This is a genomic window from Streptomyces sp. NPDC025618 (assembly GCF_055558795.1).
Map to the genome: position 1 here is coordinate 53,196 of NZ_JBVHLW010000010.1, position 15,859 is coordinate 69,054.

General features: G+C 72.0%; 14 protein-coding genes. 5 read left to right on the forward strand and 9 right to left on the reverse strand.

Going from position 1 to position 15,859, the window contains the following annotated elements:
- Nucleotides 1–136: 136 nt before the first annotated feature.
- Nucleotides 137–1,075, reverse strand: coding sequence for a methionyl-tRNA formyltransferase (fmt, locus tag ACZ4A5_RS12265; RefSeq protein ID WP_467581811.1), 939 nt, complete (start codon nucleotides 1,073–1,075; stop codon nucleotides 137–139).
- Nucleotides 1,076–1,333: 258 nt separating this feature from the next.
- Here fmt and ACZ4A5_RS12270 point away from each other — a divergent pair, with 258 nt between their 5' ends.
- The gene (locus ACZ4A5_RS12270; protein ID WP_467581813.1) at nucleotides 1,334–1,837 is read left to right on the forward strand and encodes a hypothetical protein; all 504 of its coding nucleotides are present in this window, start codon (nucleotides 1,334–1,336) and stop codon (nucleotides 1,835–1,837) included.
- A 219-nt stretch (nucleotides 1,838–2,056) separates the two neighbouring features.
- On the opposite strand, the gene ACZ4A5_RS12275 is transcribed toward ACZ4A5_RS12270, so the two are convergent.
- Nucleotides 2,057–4,186, reverse strand: coding sequence for a primosomal protein N' (locus ACZ4A5_RS12275; protein WP_467581815.1), 2,130 nt, complete (start codon nucleotides 4,184–4,186; stop codon nucleotides 2,057–2,059).
- A gap of 238 nt (nucleotides 4,187–4,424) precedes the next feature.
- Here ACZ4A5_RS12275 and ACZ4A5_RS12280 point away from each other — a divergent pair, with 238 nt between their 5' ends.
- From ACZ4A5_RS12280 to ACZ4A5_RS12295, 4 genes are read left to right on the forward strand one after another with little or no spacing between them, the layout of a single operon-like run.
- Nucleotides 4,425–5,720 (forward strand): helix-turn-helix domain-containing protein, encoded by a 1,296-nt coding sequence (locus ACZ4A5_RS12280; RefSeq protein WP_467581817.1) that lies wholly within the window; start codon nucleotides 4,425–4,427, stop codon nucleotides 5,718–5,720.
- Between the two features lie 30 nt (nucleotides 5,721–5,750).
- A complete protein-coding gene (locus ACZ4A5_RS12285; protein WP_467581819.1) occupies nucleotides 5,751–6,503 on the forward strand; it encodes a toll/interleukin-1 receptor domain-containing protein in 753 nt (250 codons plus the stop codon).
- The gene (locus ACZ4A5_RS12290; RefSeq protein WP_467581821.1) at nucleotides 6,500–8,455 is read left to right on the forward strand and encodes a hypothetical protein; all 1,956 of its coding nucleotides are present in this window, start codon (nucleotides 6,500–6,502) and stop codon (nucleotides 8,453–8,455) included. Before ACZ4A5_RS12285 ends, ACZ4A5_RS12290 begins: the two co-directional genes overlap by 4 nt.
- Nucleotides 8,456–8,489: 34 nt before the next feature.
- Nucleotides 8,490–9,536, forward strand: coding sequence for a hypothetical protein (locus tag ACZ4A5_RS12295; protein WP_467581823.1), 1,047 nt, complete (start codon nucleotides 8,490–8,492; stop codon nucleotides 9,534–9,536).
- A 73-nt stretch (nucleotides 9,537–9,609) separates the two neighbouring features.
- On the opposite strand, the gene metK is transcribed toward ACZ4A5_RS12295, so the two are convergent.
- The 7 genes from metK to ACZ4A5_RS12330 all read right to left on the reverse strand — a co-directional run bounded on the left by metK (nucleotide 9,610) and on the right by ACZ4A5_RS12330 (nucleotide 15,819).
- Complete coding sequence (metK, locus tag ACZ4A5_RS12300) at nucleotides 9,610–10,818, reverse strand: methionine adenosyltransferase (protein WP_398872758.1); 1,209 nt, start codon at nucleotides 10,816–10,818, stop codon at nucleotides 9,610–9,612.
- A gap of 175 nt (nucleotides 10,819–10,993) precedes the next feature.
- Nucleotides 10,994–12,202: a bifunctional phosphopantothenoylcysteine decarboxylase/phosphopantothenate--cysteine ligase CoaBC gene (gene coaBC / locus ACZ4A5_RS12305; RefSeq protein WP_467581825.1), complete on the reverse strand. Its 1,209-nt coding sequence runs from the start codon at nucleotides 12,200–12,202 to the stop codon at nucleotides 10,994–10,996.
- Nucleotides 12,203–12,316: 114 nt separating this feature from the next.
- The gene (gene rpoZ / locus ACZ4A5_RS12310) at nucleotides 12,317–12,589 is read right to left on the reverse strand and encodes a DNA-directed RNA polymerase subunit omega (protein WP_004948662.1); all 273 of its coding nucleotides are present in this window, start codon (nucleotides 12,587–12,589) and stop codon (nucleotides 12,317–12,319) included.
- A 59-nt stretch (nucleotides 12,590–12,648) separates the two neighbouring features.
- Complete coding sequence (gene gmk / locus ACZ4A5_RS12315) at nucleotides 12,649–13,239, reverse strand: guanylate kinase (protein ID WP_398872763.1); 591 nt, start codon at nucleotides 13,237–13,239, stop codon at nucleotides 12,649–12,651.
- Nucleotides 13,240–13,277: 38 nt separating this feature from the next.
- On the reverse strand, nucleotides 13,278–13,601 hold the full coding sequence (locus ACZ4A5_RS12320) for an integration host factor (RefSeq protein ID WP_398872765.1): 324 nt from the start codon (nucleotides 13,599–13,601) through the stop codon (nucleotides 13,278–13,280).
- A gap of 236 nt (nucleotides 13,602–13,837) precedes the next feature.
- Complete coding sequence (pyrF, locus tag ACZ4A5_RS12325) at nucleotides 13,838–14,704, reverse strand: orotidine-5'-phosphate decarboxylase (protein ID WP_467581827.1); 867 nt, start codon at nucleotides 14,702–14,704, stop codon at nucleotides 13,838–13,840.
- On the reverse strand, nucleotides 14,701–15,819 hold the full coding sequence (locus tag ACZ4A5_RS12330) for a quinone-dependent dihydroorotate dehydrogenase (protein ID WP_467581828.1): 1,119 nt from the start codon (nucleotides 15,817–15,819) through the stop codon (nucleotides 14,701–14,703). The genes pyrF and ACZ4A5_RS12330 overlap by 4 nt, the downstream gene beginning before the upstream one ends.
- Between the last annotated feature and the right edge of the window lie 40 nt (nucleotides 15,820–15,859).

A 15,859-nucleotide genomic window follows, 5' to 3' on the forward strand; every position in this document is an offset into this window, starting at 1 on the left:
TACGCGGTACGGCGTGGGCGCCCTCGCGCACCCGCGTCGGCCGCGTGCGGCCCGTCCGGCGTTCGAGGACACCGCCGCGGAGCGGTGGTGCGGACGGCGCCACCCCCACCCGGCCGACGGGCCCGGCCGCGGACGGCTAGCCGGCGGAGCCGAGCCGCTCCCCCTCCGCGATGCGAACTCCACGCGCCCAGTCCGCGGCGGCCATCGGCTTCTTGCCCTGCGGCTGCACCCAGAGCAGCTGCACCGCGTGCGAACCCGTACCGACGTGCACCGAGTTCTTCGCGGCCGCGATCTCCCCGGGCGCGAGGCCGTCGCGGTCGGGCGTGGGCGAGACGGCCATCACCTTCAGCCGCTCGCCGCGGAAGACCGTCCACGCGCCCGGCGCGGGCGCGCACCCGCGCACGACGCGGTCGACGCGCAGGGCGGGCGCGGACCAGTCCAGCCGGGCGTCCTCGACCTGGATCTTCGGGGCGAGGGAGATGCCCTCGGCGGGCTGCGGGACCGCCTCGAGGGTGCCGTCCTCGATGCCGTCCATGGTGGCGGTGAGCAGCCCGGCGCCCGCGAAGGCGAGCCGGGTCAGCAGGTCGCCGCTGGTGTCGGTGGGCCGGACCTCCTCGGTGAGCACGCCGAAGACGGGCCCGGAGTCCAGGCCCTCCTCGATCAGGAAGGTGGAGGCCCCGGTGACCTCGTCGCCCGCGAGGATCGAGTGCTGGACGGGGGCGGCGCCGCGCCACGCGGGCAGCAGCGAGAAGTGGAGGTTGACCCAGCCGTGCGCGGGGATCTCCAGGGCGGCCTTGGGCAGCAGGGCGCCGTAGGCGACGACCGGGCAGCAGTCGGGGGCGATCTCCCGCAGCCGGGCGAGGAAGTCCTCGTCGCGCGGCCGCGCGGGCTTGAGCACCTCGATGCCCGCCTCCTCGGCGCGCTGGGCGACGGGGCTGGCGACCAGCCGGCGGCCGCGCCCGGCGGGGGCGTCGGGCCGGGTGACGACGGCGACGACCTCGTGGCGGCCGGAGGCGATCAGGGCGTCGAGGGCGGGGACGGCGACCTCGGGGGTACCGGCGAAGACGAGCCTCATGGGTGACGAACTACCTCTCCTCGAGCGCCGAGCGGAACAGCCCACCAGTCTAGAGGCCCCGGAATCAGGGGGCGTACGAGCCGCCGCCGCGCCCCATTCCGGCGGATGTGCGCCCCCATACCGTGACCCGGCGGGCCGTGGCGCGTTGTGGTCAAGAGAGATTGACCTGAACGGGCCGCTGCCGCGGCCCGCTTGCGTTGGATGTCAACTCTCGCCCTTTTTTAGTCCTTTTACCCCGCCGGTCCGAGAGGCTTCTTCATGGCCGACCACGCAACCCACGACGCCCAGGCACGGGCCAGCCTGCATCTTCTGGTCCGGGACATCGAGCGGGTCCGCAGGCAGGTGGACGCCCTGCGCACCCTCACCGCCCAGCTGGGCAATGTCTACCGCCCCCGACGCACCGGCCCCTCCGCCGGCTTCGTCGTCTACGGGCGGGCACCCGCACCGACCGTCCGGCTGGCCCAGGAGCTGCGGGACAGCGTCGAGACGCTGGTGACCGCGGCGGTGGACTTCGACCGCTCGCTGGGCTTCTCGTGGGACGCGGTGGGTTCGGCGCTCGGGGTCACCAAGCAGGCGGTGCACCGGCGTTACGGCGCGCGCCGCTCCAGCGGGCAGGCCACCACCGAGGGCACGGAGACCGTCCGTACGGCCGAGCCGTCCGCCGTACCGGTCGTGCCCGCCGCCCGCACCGTGCCAGGCCAGTCCACCGTCACCCGCGACGAGCCGCGCCCCCCTGCCTTCCCGGGCCCGCGCAACGGCTGACCCTGCGGGCGGCTCGCACGGCCCCGCCCGTCGCGTCGGGACCGGCGAGCCCCGCGTGTCCCGTGCCGGGCGCCTCACTTCCGCCGCGACTTCCGGCGCGACGGCGCCCGACCGCCACGGGGTCACCGGCGATGGTGATGCGGCAGGCCGCGTATCCGGCCATGACCGTGACCCACCGGCGGTGTCCGCATCAGCGGCCACCCTGCCGGGGGCGAGCCGTCAGCCGATGTCCGGCGGATCGATCCGCAACCGCACCGGCTCCCCGTCCCGGCGAGCGAGCCGGGCCGCCTGGGCTCTCTTGAGGGCCGCGGCCAGCGCCGCGCCGCGGCCGGGGCGCACCCGGAGCAGGGCCCTCTCCCACCGCTCCCCCGGCGGCGGGTCACCGGGGCGCCGCGGGCGGCCCGCGGCCGTGACCGGCAGGGGCACCGGCCCGAGCACCTCCGCGTCCTCCGGGAGCTCCGCCGCGGCGAGCAGGTCGGCGACGTCCTCCGGCGGACCGGAGACCGAGGCCATGCGGGACACCGGGGGGAAGCCGAGCTCGGCGCGGTCGGCGAGCTCCCGCATCGCGTGCCCGGCGGGATCCCAGCGCACGAGCGCCTGCACGGGCCGCAGCGTGGGCTCCGCGACGACGACCACCGTGCCGCCCGCGTCCTGACCGCGCACCAGCGCGGCGGCACCCAGCCAGCGGCGCAGCGCCTCCTCGCCCGCCCGCAGGTCGGGGCGGCCGAGCATCGCCCAGCCGTCCAGCAGCAGGGCCGCCGCGTAGCCGCCCTCCGCGACCGGCTCGGCTCCGGGCGTGGAGACGATCAGGGCCGGGCGGTCGGGAACGGTGTCGAGCACGTGGTCACGGCCCGAGGTGCGCACGGGCACGGCCGGGAAGGCCCGGCCCAGCTCCTCGGCGGTGCGCCCGGCCCCCACGACCATGGCGCGCAGCCGGGCGCCGCCGCACTCTGCGCAGTGCCAGTCCGGGGCCTCACGGGCGCACCAGCCGCAGTGCAGGCCGCCGTCGTTGCCCCGGGCCTCCAGCGGGCCCGCGCAGTGCGCGCACCGCGCGGGCTCCCGGCACCGCTCGCAGGCCAGCCGAGGCACGTACCCGCGGCGCGGCACCTGGACGAGCACCGGCCCGTGCTTGAGGCCCTCCCGCGCGGTCTGCCAGGCGAGCGAGGGCAGCCGGGCGGCGCGCGCGGCCTCGTCCCGCGCCTGCTCGGCGTCCCCGACCGTGCGGATCAGCGGTGCCGCCGCCCGGACCTGCTCGCGGGCGGCCGTGAGCGGCAGCGCCCAGCCGGTGTCCACCAGCTGCGCGGCCTCGACGGTGCAGCCGAAGCCGCCGAGCAGGAAGGCCGCCTTCTCGTGGGCCGCCCGCAGCTGCAACACCTCACGCGCGTGCGGCTGGGGGGCGTGCTGCTCGCTGTGGCTGGAGTCGCCGTCGTCCCAGATGGCCGCGAGGCCCAGGTCGCGCACGGGCGCGAACATCGCGGCGCGGGTGCCGACCACCGCCCGCACCGAGCCCCGGCTGACCGCGAGCCAGCGGCGGTAGCGCTCCTCAGGGCCGGTCTCGGCGGTCAGCAGCACATGGCGGCCCTCGCCGAGCAGCTCGGTCAGTGCCGCGTCGACGCGGGCGGCGCAGCGGCCGTCGGGCACGACGACCAGCGCGCCCCGGCCCGAGGCCAGCGCGGCGGCGGCGGCGCGCGCCAGCTCGCCCGGCCAGCGCGGGCCGGGCAGCGCCGTCCACACCGCGCGCGGCGAGTCGCCACGGGCGACGGCGGCGAGATAGGCGGGCCCGGTGGCGTAACGCGACCAGCTGCCCGGCTCCGGCGCGACGGGCGGGGGCAGTGGATCGGGGGACGCGGCGGCCTCGGCGCGGACCCTGCGCGGCGGCACGGCGAGCTGGACGACGTCCGCGAGGGTCCCGGCATAGCGGTCGGCGACCGCGCGGCAGAGCTTCAGCAGCTCGGGCCCGAGCACCGGCTCCGGGGAGAGCACCTGGGCGAGGGGGGCCAGCGGGCCGCGGTAGTCGCTCTCGGCGAGGCGCTCGACGATGAACCCGTTGTGCAGCTCACCGCCCTCGCGCCGCCCCTTGGCGACCCTGGCCCCGAACCGCACCCGCACCCGCGCCCCCGGCCGCGCCTCGGCGTCCATCGCGGCGGGCACGGCGTAGTCGAAGAACTGGTCGAGGTGGATGAGCCCCTTGTCCACCAGCACCCGGGCCACGGGAAACTCCTCAGCCAGCGCGGCCCCCCGCCACGTACGCGGCTTGGCCCGTGGCACCTTGGCCTGCCGCACGGTCTCCCGGATCAGCGCCAGCTGCTCCCCACCCTGCGGCTCCCCCGCCCCCTTGTCACTGCTCACAGCTCAAGTCTTAGCAGACCGCACTGACAGCGGCGGTGGCGTGCGGAGCTGGGCCGGCCCACGCGCGAGGCAGCCGAGGCCTTGTCGACAGCCCGGGGATGTTGCTGTTTCCTGCCGTCGGGGCCGCAAAGAGGAAACAGGAAACACCGGCATCCGCCTTGTTCGTCCGTGGCAGCGGATCGCAATCTGGCTTGCGGCTTCCCGTCGGCTGCCGGGACAACCGGTGGGGGAGGTTCTTGTGTTCGAGCAGCCGACTCGCTTCGGCCCGGAGCTTCGCAGGCTGCGCCTGGCCGACGGCATGACTCTTGAGTCCCTGGCGCAACGCGTGCACTTCAGCAAAAGCCATCTGAGCAAGGTCGAACGCGGTCAGCAACGCCCAAGTCCGGAGCTGGCCCGGCTCTGCGACGCGGCGTTGGGGGCCGGTGGCGCGCTGGTGTCCCTGGTGCCCGGACGGGCGCCCGTGGCACCACCCATGCACACGAGCATCACGACGGATGACGAGGTGTGGTCGATGCGTTTGTCCCCGGACGGAGCGAGTTGGTTCCAGCCCCTGCCACGGCGGGATGTCGTGACAGGTGCCGCCGCCTCCGTCGTCCGGCTGGGGCTCGGCACCCCACGCCACGCGGAAGATCTCGAAGGCACCGCTGTGCTGGAGACGTACACGTCTCTCTTCGCGCAGTACCGGAAGCTCGGCCAAGCAGCCGGTCCCGAGGTTCTGCTGCCGACCTTGATCGCGCAGACCCACACCTTGAGGAGCCTGGCACAGCACTCCGCCCCACGAACGCGCAAGAGCCTGTTGAAGCTCGCCTCCCGCTACGCCGAATACATCGGCTGGCTGGTCCAGGAAACGGGGGACGACACATCCGCTCTGTGGTGGACACAGCGCGCCGTCGACATGGCCGCCGCCGGTGGTGACCAGGACCTGGCCGCTTACGCCTTGGTCCGCCGGGCGCTGATCACCCTGTACCGGGGCGACGGCGACGAGACCATAGCCCTGGCCCAGCAAGCTCAGAAGGGCCGGTTACCACCCCGCATCCTAGGGCTGGCCGCCCAGCGGGAGGCCCAGGGGCACGCGCTGTCCGGGAGCTACGCCTCGTGCATGCGGTGCTTGGACCGTGCTCGTATGCTCCTCGCCGTCCACCCTTCCGACCAGGCGTCTCCCGTCATCGGCACGACGAACCTGACCGACCCGGTCGCCATGGTGACGGGCTGGTGCTTGTACGACCTCGGACACCCCCGGCGGGCAGCTGCGGTTCTGGACGAACAGGTCGCCGCACTACCCAACGGCGCCCTGCGCTCCCACGCCCGCTACGGGTTGCGCCAAGCCCTCGCCCATGCCGCGGCCGGTGAAGTCGACCGGGCCTGTGCCGTGGCCGGGCCGTTGCTGGCGACCACGGTCTCCGTCGGTTCGGCCACCGTCGCGACCGACCTCGCCCGCCTGGAGCGCACGCTGGCCCGCCACGCGCGAAACGCCTCAGTGCGCGATCTCGTCCCCGAACTCACCGCTGCCCTGCGCGCTGTCCGTACCCAGTAGATCCGCCCGTACCCGAGAAGGGGAACCACCATGCCTGACGTCTTCATCAACTACCGCACCGGCGATGGCGAGAAGAGCGCGACTCTGATCGAAACACGGCTGTCCGACCGCTTCGGGAGCGAGAGGATCTTCCGCGCCTCGAAGTCCATCAAACCGAGCGAGCCGTTCCCCACGGCCATCCTGAAAGCTCTGCGCCGGAGTTCGATCCTGCTCGCCGTCGTCGGAGCGCAGTGGGCCGCTCATCCGCGGCTACGTCACCACGACGACTGGGTACGCAAGGAGATCCTTGAGGCCTTCGAGATCGGCATTCCTGTCCTCCCCATCCTGGACGGCCGTACGGTGGACCGGCTGTCGGCCGACGCCCTGCCTGAGGAACTTGCCCACATCGCCGATCTCCAGTCACTGCGGCTGGACCACCAGAACGCGGACGCGGACCTCGCCCGCATCGGTGACACTCTGGCTGAACTGGTACCGGAACTCGGCACGGCCGACCGTCACGCACAGGAGCACCGGGACAGCACGCCGGACGGGGCCGGCAACTCCATCAGCGGCGGCACCCAGGGCAGGGTGGTCCAGACTCGTGATTTCAACGGCACCGTGGGCACATCCTTCTACGGTGCTCAGGGTCCCGTCCACACGGGCAAAGGGAACCAGTACGTCGAATCGCAGCACTTCTCCGGTCCCGTTTCGGGCGATGGGGCAACGTATGTGACGGGCGAGGTGAACGGCGGCATCAACCACCGCTTCGGCGGCAGGGCCGACCGTGAGGACAACGACAGGTGAGTGACTGGATCCGAAATGCCTTCGAAGGAGGTCAGGGAAATGTCCACACGGGCCCCGGTGACCAGTACAACGTCTCCTTCCTGACCAACTCTCGGGGCCAGACACCCCGCGCGGTGGCCGAGAACCACCTCCGCTGGCTGCGCCAGCGGTTCGTCCCTCCCTTCGGACTGGGCGTGGCACGCGAACTACTGCTGAGCAACAGCATGGTGATGCTGTGCGCCCCGCCCGGGAGTGGGAGGAACGTAGCAGCGCACATGCTGCTGCACGAGCTCACCGAGAAGGGCGGCTCGTTCCAGGAGCTGGCCCCGAATCCGAGGGAGAAAGGCCCTCTTCTCCCACCGGACATGGTGGGAGAAGGTGATCGACTGCTGCTGGACCTGTCGGCCGGGGATGCGGAACTCTGGTCCGCTGTCCGGGCCGAACTCGGGCCCTTCCAGGACACGCTCGAGAGGAACACGGCCCACTTGGCGGTCGTCCCGCCGTACCACCTGGCCCACCAGCACAGCAACGGACTCCAACGCTTCTGTGCGGACCTCCGGCGGCCACCAGCCACAGCGCTGCTGCGGCGATATCTCCGGCTGGACGGGCTCGACACCGAGTCCAGCAGCCACCTGCCGACAGACATACTCTCCTACCTCGACCGGACACCGCCCTTACGTGACGTGGCCGCACTCGCGCACTACATCCTGCGCGCGAAAGTGTCCGCCGAGGGATCGGACGGCTTCGAGCAGTGGTGCGAGCAGGCGCTCCGTGCGGTGACGAACCGGGAGCGGGAAGTCGCCGATCATGTCGCCTCCCTCCGGGAAGGCCCCCAGCGGGCCCTGCTCCTGACCACCGCCATGCTGGATGGAGCCCACGCCGATGCGATCCATCTCGGCACCGAGCAATTGCTGCGCACCGCGCAGCACCCCCCGGACGAGGGTCCGCTGCTGGAGCGGGACGACCTCGCCCAACGCTTGAAATCCATCGACGCGATCAGCGATTTCGACGGTACGGTGCGCTTCCGGGAACTCGGCTGGCCGGAGGCGGTCCGGACCCACTTCTGGACCACCATGCCCGGTCTTCGCGACCACCTCCGAACATGGGTGGAGAAGTCCATCGGCCTGCCGGGCCTGACCGTGGAGGACCGCGACGGCCTCGTCGAGCGATTCGCCGTGCAGTGCCTACGCACCAAGCGGCCGGGCGATTTGATCTCTCTGGTGGAGCACTGGACCGGCTCACCGAAAGACGGCGTACGGCTGCGCGCGGCCGCCCAGGCGCTGGAGCACGGCCTGACCTCGGAACAGTGGGGGAACAGCTTCCGTCAGAGGATCTACTACTGGGCGATCGAGCGCCGCCTACCCGAAGGGCTCTTCACCGTCCTGGTCGAAGTCTGCGGCGAAGTGATGGCAGTGCGCCACCCCGACCAGGCCATGGTCCGCCTCCACCACCTGAGCCATCAGGAGCCGCTCCCCGGCATGGCCCAGGACGCCCTCGCCCGGCTCGTCCGTGCCGACCGCCGCATCCAGCGACGCCTACTCGACCGACTCGCCCGGGCGCTGGAACACACCCACTGGCCTGCCGACAGAAACCTGTTCGCAGCAACCGCCGACCCCTGCCTGCTCGCATACCCCGATACGCGCTCCCACGCTCTCCTGGCCGAGCCCGGCGTACGTCACCACCTGTCCACCTGCTGGGGCTCGCTCTTCCGGAAACACCCGCCACCCACTTGGGCGCCTCTTGTGGGGCTCTGGCTGTCCACCGCGACGGACGACGAAGTCCAAGGCGACCTTCTCCTGCGGGTCCTGGTCGGGGCAGCAGCCGAATCGAGCGCCCTCCTGAGCCGTCTGTATCTGATCGGGCGCGACTGGTCACGCGCCGGGCCCGATCCCAGGGAACGGGCACGGCGGGCAGGCACGACAAAACGACTGCTCCGGATGATCGATGCCGCCCAGGGACTGCAGAGCGGCTGACCAGTCTGCGAAACCCAACGGGAGAAGACGCACGATGAGCTCTGGCCACAAGACGGTGACCCTCTTTCTGACCGTCATCTGCGCATTGCTGGCGGCGATCGTGGGCAAGTGCCTGGGCTGGCCCCTGTGGGCCTGGCTCGCCGCTGCCGCCGCCCTGATGGCGGGTCCGGCGACAGTCGCACTGATCTCCAGCCGCCGGAAGGACCCCCTGCCCAGGGAGCTGACACTCGAACCCGACCTGCCGATTCCCCCGCTGGAGCGCCGCGAGCAGCGCATCACGCGCGTAGCTCTGCCCAGCGACACCCCCGACTACGATTTCATCCTCGCGGCCACCGTGCGGTGGTACCCCATCGATGCGCCGTCGGACGCCCCGATCATCAATCCCGGCGCCCTTGCCATCGACGCCGTCCTGGCCCGGGCACGCGTGATCTCGGCCCAGCGGTCACCCGGGCGAAGCGCTCTGGTCCAGCACGAGCTGAACGGGGAGCTGGGTACCATGCTGCCCGATCCGTCCGGCCGCGTGTACGCCATGGCCGAGAGCGTGGAACTCATGCTGTCGGAGCAGGACCGGGAGCGGCTCGCAAAGCTCTCCGGAGTCCGCAAGGACGAAGCGGTCTGGGAACACGAGCGGAGATACGAACGGAACAAGCGCGCCTACTTGGGTGACGACGTGCTCAAGGACACCGGCAGCGCGGTGGTCTGGTGGCTGGCGAGGAACGACGACCGCATCGACACGACTGTCAAGGACATCGGCCTCCTGGCACAGCTCTCGTCCGCGGCCAACAACCAGGGCGTCCCCGAACCGTTCCAGCACCTCGTGCCCTGGCCTGAGGTGGAACAGGAGGACGACCGCGAGGCGACCGCCGCCGACCTCTTCGACCGGATGCTGTTGGCGATGGGCTTCGCCGAGGACGATCCCGGGCGGGCGCTGTTCGTGGACCGGGTTGCCGATGCCGCAGAAGGGTCAGCACGCCATGAGACCGCCCAGGCGATCCGGCAGCGCTTCGACGCGCCGTCGGCTCCAGGCACGGACGACGGACCCCTGCCCCCCTTCAGCCCGGAGCAGCCTGCCGCCACCTGACACAGGGACGCTGGTGCGCGGATGCCCGGCGCCCCTCAGGGGGTGCCGGGCATCCGCGGAACGCCTTACCGACCTACAGCCCCGCAGCCTTCTTCAGCGCCTCCACACGGTCCGTCCGCTCCCACGTGAAGTCCGGGAGCTCGCGGCCGAAGTGGCCGTACGCGGCGGTCTGCGCGTAGATCGGGCGCAGCAGGTCCAGGTCGCGGATGATCGCGGCCGGGCGGAGGTCGAAGACCTCGGAGATCGCCGTCTCGATCTTCTCGACGTCGACGGTGGCGGTGCCGAAGGTCTCGACGAACAGGCCCACCGGCTCGGCCTTGCCGATCGCGTACGCGACCTGCACCTCGCAGCGGGTGGCCAGACCGGCGGCGACGACGTTCTTGGCGACCCAGCGCATCGCGTACGCGGCGGAGCGGTCGACCTTGGACGGGTCCTTGCCGGAGAAGGCACCGCCGCCGTGGCGGGCCATGCCGCCGTAGGTGTCGATGATGATCTTGCGGCCGGTGAGGCCGGCGTCGCCCATGGGGCCGCCGATCTCGAAGCGGCCGGTGGGGTTCACCAGGAGGCGGTAGCCCTCGGTGTCCAGCTTGATGCCGTCCTCGACGAGCTCCTTGAGGACGTGCTCGACGACGAACTCGCGGATGTCGGGCGCCAGCAGCGAGTCCAGGTCGATGTCGGAGGCGTGCTGGGAGGAGACGACCACGGTGTCCAGGCGCACGGCCTTGTTGCCGTCGTACTCGATGGTGACCTGGGTCTTGCCGTCGGGGCGCAGGTAGGGGATGGTCCCGTTCTTGCGGACCTCCGACAGGCGGCGCGACAGGCGGTGCGCGAGGTGGATCGGCAGCGGCATGAGCTCGGGCGTCTCGTCGCACGCGTAGCCGAACATCAGGCCCTGGTCGCCCGCGCCCTGCTTGTCGAGCTCGTCCTCGTCGCCCTCGACGCGGCTCTCGTACGCCGTGTCGACGCCCTGCGCGATGTCCGCGGACTGCGCGCCGATGGACACCGACACGCCGCAGGAGGCGCCGTCGAAGCCCTTCTTGGAGGAGTCGTAACCGATCTCGAGGATCTTGTTGCGGACGAGCGTGGCGATGGGGGCGTAAGCCTTCGTCGTCACCTCGCCGGCGACGTGCACCAGGCCGGTGGTGATCAAGGTCTCGACGGCGACACGGGAGGTCGGGTCCTCTTTGAGGAGAGCGTCGAGAATGGTGTCGCTGATCTGGTCAGCGATCTTGTCGGGGTGACCCTCGGTCACGGATTCCGAGGTGAACAGGCGGCGGGACACATCGCTCCCTGGGGTTGCAGCGGCTGCTGGCTGATCATTGACGGACCCGGCCGAGAGCTGCGCTCGACGCGGATCCAGAGGCCAGTTTATCCGGCGATCCCGCCGTTAGGACATCCCGTCGCACATCCGCGACGCCGTGACCTGTGATCCCCGCCTCAGCGGGGACCCCGGCGCGTCAGGAGAGCCGCTCGGCCACCAGGTCCCAGACCGTCTCGGCGAGGGCCTCCTTCGGCCCGTACGGGACGGGGGTCTCGGAGCCGTCGGGGGCGAGGACCACGGCCTCGCTCGCCTCCGCGCCGAAGGTCTTGCGCTCCCCCACTTCATTGACGACCAGCAGGTCACAGCCCTTGCGGGCGAGCTTGGCGCGGCCGTTGGCGAGCACGTCGTCGGTCTCGGCGGCGAAGCCGACGACGATCTGTCCCGGGCGGGCGCGGCCGGCCGAGAGCTCGGCGAGCACGTCGGGGTTGCGGACCAGCTCGACGGGCGCGGGCTCCTGCCCGTCCCGCTTCTTGATTTTGCCCTCGGCGTAGCGGGCGGGCCGGAAATCGGCGACCGCGGCCGCCATGACCACGGCGTCGGCGTCGGCCGCCGCCTTGAGCACGGCCTCGCGCAGCTGTATCGCGGTGCCCACCTGGACCACGTCGGCACCGGCGGGGTCCGACAGGCCGGTGTTGGCGGCGACGAGGGTGACGCGGGCGCCCCGGGCCACGGCGGTACGGGCCAGGGCGTAGCCCTGCTTGCCGGAGGAGCGGTTGCCGAGGAAGCGGACGGGGTCCAGGGGCTCACGGGTGCCGCCCGCGCTGATGACCACGTGCCGGCCGGCGAGGTCGGCGGTCTGGGACCGGGCGCCGCGGGCGAGCACCCGGCGGCAGACCTCGAAGATCGCCTCGGGGTCCGGGAGGCGGCCCTTGCCGGTGTCGACGCCGGTGAGGCGGCCGACGGCGGGCTCGATGACGATCGCGCCGCGGCGGCGCAGGGTCGCCACGTTCTCCTGGGTGGCCGGGTTCTCCCACATCTCGGTGTGCATGGCGGGCGCGAAGACGACGGGGCAGCGCGCGGTGAGCAGCGTGTTGGTCAGCAGGTCGTCGGCGAGGCCGTGGGCGGCCTTGGCCAGCATGTCGGCGGTGGCGGGCGCGACCACGACGAGCTGCGCCTCCTGGCCGATGCGCACGTGCGGCACCTCGTGGACGGAGTCCCACACCTGGGTGGCCGCGGGGTGGCCGGAGAGCGCGGACCAGGTGGCCTCGCCGACGAAGTGCAGGGAGGCGGCCGTCGGCACGACGCGCACGTCGTGTCCCGACTCGGTGAGGCGCCGCAGCAGCTCGCACGCCTTGTAGGCGGCGATCCCGCCGCTGACCCCCAGGACGACCTTGGGCTTGTCCATCGCTTCGCTTCTCCCCGCGCTCTCGCACACTTCCGTGGCCTCTACCTACCCCATGACACACCAAGGGCCCGGCAGCTGCTCTGCCGGGCCCTGGATGACGTCGAAGGTGCCGCTCTACTGGGCCGGGGCCTCGATGGCCTCGGAGGTCAGCAGACCGGCGTTGATCTCGCGGAGCGCGATGGAGAGCGGCTTCTCGTGGACGTGGGTGTCCACCAGCGGGCCGACGTACTCCAGCAGACCCTCGCCGAGCTGCGAGTAGTACGCGTTGATCTGGCGGGCACGCTTGGCGGCGTAGATCACCAGGCTGTACTTCGAGTCGGTTGCCTCGAGCAGCTCATCAATCGGCGGGTTGATGATGCCCTCGGGCGCGGTGATGGAAGAGGACACTGTCTGCCTTCCGATGGGGGTGGAGATCAAGAACTCTGGGGTCTGGGGATACCCCCAGTTCAACGGAGCAAGGCTAGCAGCTCGCGCGCCACGTCCTCGACGGAGGTGTTGACGAGCGTCACATCGAACTCCGCCTCGGCGGCCAGCTCGACCTTGGCCGCGGCCAGGCGGCGCTCGATGACCTCGGGCGACTCCGTGCCCCGGCCGGTGAGCCGGCGGACCAGCTCGTCCCAGCTCGGCGGCGCGAGGAAGACCAGCCGGGCGTCCGCCATGCTCTCGCGGACCTGCCGGGCGCCCTGGAGGTCGATCTCCAGCAACACCGGCTGCCCCGCGGCCAGCCGGTCCAGGACCGGCTGACGCGGGGTGCCGTAGCGGTTGCCCGCGAACTCGGCCCACTCCAGCAGCTCCCCGTTGGCGACGAGCTTGTCGAACTGCTCGTCGTCGACGAAGAAATACTGGACGCCGTCCTGCTCGCCGGGTCGCGGCTTGCGGGTGGTGGCGGAGACCGAGAGCCACACCTCGGGGTGTGCCTTGCGCATATGGGCGACGACCGTGCTCTTACCGACCCCGGAGGGGCCGGAGAGCACGGTCAGCCGCGGTTGTCTGGCCGGGGATACGGGGGACGTCCCCCGGGAGACTGCAGTACTCATGCAGCGATTATCCCGGTTCCCGGGAGTGCCTGGGACCGTCAGGCGGCCGTGCTGCCGAACTCGCGCTCCAGGGAGGCGATCTGGTTGGAGCCGAGACCGCGCACCCGGCGGCTCTCGGAGATCCCGAGCCGCTCCATGATCTGCTTGGCGCGGACCTTGCCCACACCGGGAAGGCTCTCCAGGAGTGCGCTGACCTTCATCTTGCCGATGACTTCATTCTTCTGGCCCTGTGCGATGACCTCGTGCAGCGAGGCGCCGGAGTGCTTGAGCCGATTCTTGACCTCGGCGCGCTCCCGGCGAGCCGCGGCGGCCTTTTCGAGCGCGGCTGCGCGCTGTTCAGGGGTAAGGGGCGGAAGAGCCACGCCTACGTCACCTCGGATATCGAACTGTCGGATAACGGACCGGTGTGGAACCTAGTCGGCCCACACCTGCGGAGCAACGCGCAACGCGCTTGCACGTTCGCTCTCGTCGGAGACTAGCGGCCGATCCCGCTCCAGTCAGCGAGAACAGACGAAAAGTCCTGGTCAGACTCGCTCGACCAGGACTTTTCCGGACATACTGGCCGACAATTCTTTGCCGCGCTCGTCCGGGACAGGCGCTAACCCGCCGTCGGGCCGCCCGTTTCCACCGCGGCCCGCACCTCGTCGGCGAACCGCAGGGCGCTCCCGCGCAGCGCGGCGACGTCCGGACCGTGGCGCAGGACACCCCGGCTGACGTTCGGGACGACGTCGCGGACGGCCGCGCCGAAGACCTTCGGCAGGTCGGCGGCGGTGGCGCCCTGCGCGCCGATGCCGGGGGCGAGCAGCGGGCCGTTGATCGCCAGGTCGGCCCCGGCGGCGGCGAGCGAGCCGCTCAGCGTCGCGCCGACGACCGCGCCGTAGGAGCCCATGGGCGCGGCGCCCGCGTTCTCGTCCCGCAGGTGGTCCAGCATGGTCGCCGCGACGCTCGCGCCCCCGGTCCGCACCGCGTGCTGCACCTCCGCGCCCTCGGGGTTCGAGGTGAGCGCGAGGACGAAGACGCCGGTGCCGCTCTCGCGCGCCAGGTCCAGCGCCGGGCGCAGCGAGCCGTAGCCGAGGTAGGGGCTCACCGTGACGGCGTCGGAGAAGAGCGGCGAGGCGGGGTCGAGGTAGGTGGCGGCGTACGCGGCCATGGTGGAGCCGATGTCGCCCCGCTTGGCGTCCATGAGGACCAGCGCGCCGGCCTCGCGGGCCTCGGCGACGGCCCGCTCCAGGACGGCGATGCCGCGCGAGCCGAAGCGCTCGAAGAAGGCGGACTGCGGCTTGAGCACGGCCACGCGGTCGGCCAGCGCCTCCACGACCGTGTGCGTGAAGCGCTCCAGGCCGGCGATGTCGTCGCTCAGGCCCCAGTCCGCGAGGAGCGAGGCGTGCGGGTCGATGCCGACGCAGAGCGGGCCGCGCTCGTCCATGGCCGCGCGCAGCCGGGTGCCGAAGGGTTCGAGGGTCATGCGGCTGCCTTCTTCCGGGTCTCGGCGCCGACGGCCTCGGCGAGGGTGGCGTACGGGCTGGCGGCGAGCCGCTCGGCCAGGCCCCGGTGGATCTCCCGGCACCAGAACGGGCCCTCGTAGATGAAGGCGCTGTAGCCCTGGACCAGGGTCGCGCCCGCCAGGATGCGCTCCCAGGCGTCGTCGGCGGTCTCGATGCCCCCGACCCCCACCAGCGTGATCCGGTCGCCCACACGGGCGTACAGGCGGCTCAGGACCTCCAGCGAGCGGGCCTTGAGGGGGGCGCCGGACAGGCCGCCCGCGCCGATGGCCTCGACGGTGCGCTTCGGGGTCGTGAGCCCGAGGCCGTCGCGGGCGATGGTGGTGTTGGTGGCGATGATGCCGTCCAGGCCGAGCTCGACGGCGAGGTCGGCGACGGCGTCGACGTCCTCGTCGGCGAGGTCGGGGGCGATCTTCACCAGCAGCGGCACCCGGCGGGTGGTCACGGTGCGGTCGGCGGCCTCGCGGACGGCGGCCAGCAGCGGGCGCAGGTGGTCGACCGCCTGGAGGTCGCGCAGGCCCGGCGTGTTGGGTGAGGAGACGTTGACCACGAGGTAGTCGGCGTGGGCGGCGAGGCGCTCGGTGGACGTGACGTAGTCGGCGACGGCCTCCTCCTCGGGGACGACCTTGGTCTTGCCGATGTTCACGCCCACCGTCGTACGGAAGACGGCCTTCCGGGCCGCCAGGCGCTCCGCGACGGCCGCCGAGCCGTCGTTGTTGAAGCCCATGCGGTTGATGAGCGCGCGGTCCCCGACGAGGCGGAAGAGGCGCTTCTTGGGGTTGCCGGGCTGCGGCTGGGCGGTGACGGTGCCGATCTCGACGTGGTCGAAGCCGAGCATCGCCATGCCGTCGATCGCGGCGGCGTTCTTGTCGAAGCCCGCGGCGAGCCCGAAGGGGCCGTGCATCCGCAGGCCCAGGGCCTCGGTGCGCAGCGCCTTGTGGCGGGGGGCGAGGACGGCCGCGACGAAGGTCCGCAGGACCGGCACGCGGGCGGCGGCGCGGATCCAGGCGAAGGCCAGGTGGTGGGCCTTCTCCGGGTCCATGCGCTTGAAGAGCAGGTCGAAGAGGAGACGGTACATTTCAAGCCTTCTTGGGCGGGGAGGGGCGAGGGGCTCGCGG

Bases quoted from the DNA above. Each gene is read 5' to 3' on its own strand.
- fmt (WP_467581811.1), bottom strand. From the start codon at position 1,075: ATGAGGCTCGTCTTCGCCGGTACCCCCGAGGTCGCCGTCCCCGCCCTC.
- ACZ4A5_RS12270 (WP_467581813.1), top strand. From the start codon at position 1,334: ATGGCCGACCACGCAACCCACGACGCCCAGGCACGGGCCAGCCTGCAT.
- ACZ4A5_RS12285 (WP_467581819.1), top strand. From the start codon at position 5,751: ATGCCTGACGTCTTCATCAACTACCGCACCGGCGATGGCGAGAAGAGC.
- ACZ4A5_RS12295 (WP_467581823.1), top strand. From the start codon at position 8,490: ATGAGCTCTGGCCACAAGACGGTGACCCTCTTTCTGACCGTCATCTGC.
- coaBC (WP_467581825.1), bottom strand. From the start codon at position 12,202: ATGGACAAGCCCAAGGTCGTCCTGGGGGTCAGCGGCGGGATCGCCGCC.
- gmk (WP_398872763.1), bottom strand. From the start codon at position 13,239: ATGAGTACTGCAGTCTCCCGGGGGACGTCCCCCGTATCCCCGGCCAGA.
- pyrF (WP_467581827.1), bottom strand. From the start codon at position 14,704: ATGACCCTCGAACCCTTCGGCACCCGGCTGCGCGCGGCCATGGACGAG.
- ACZ4A5_RS12330 (WP_467581828.1), bottom strand. From the start codon at position 15,819: ATGTACCGTCTCCTCTTCGACCTGCTCTTCAAGCGCATGGACCCGGAG.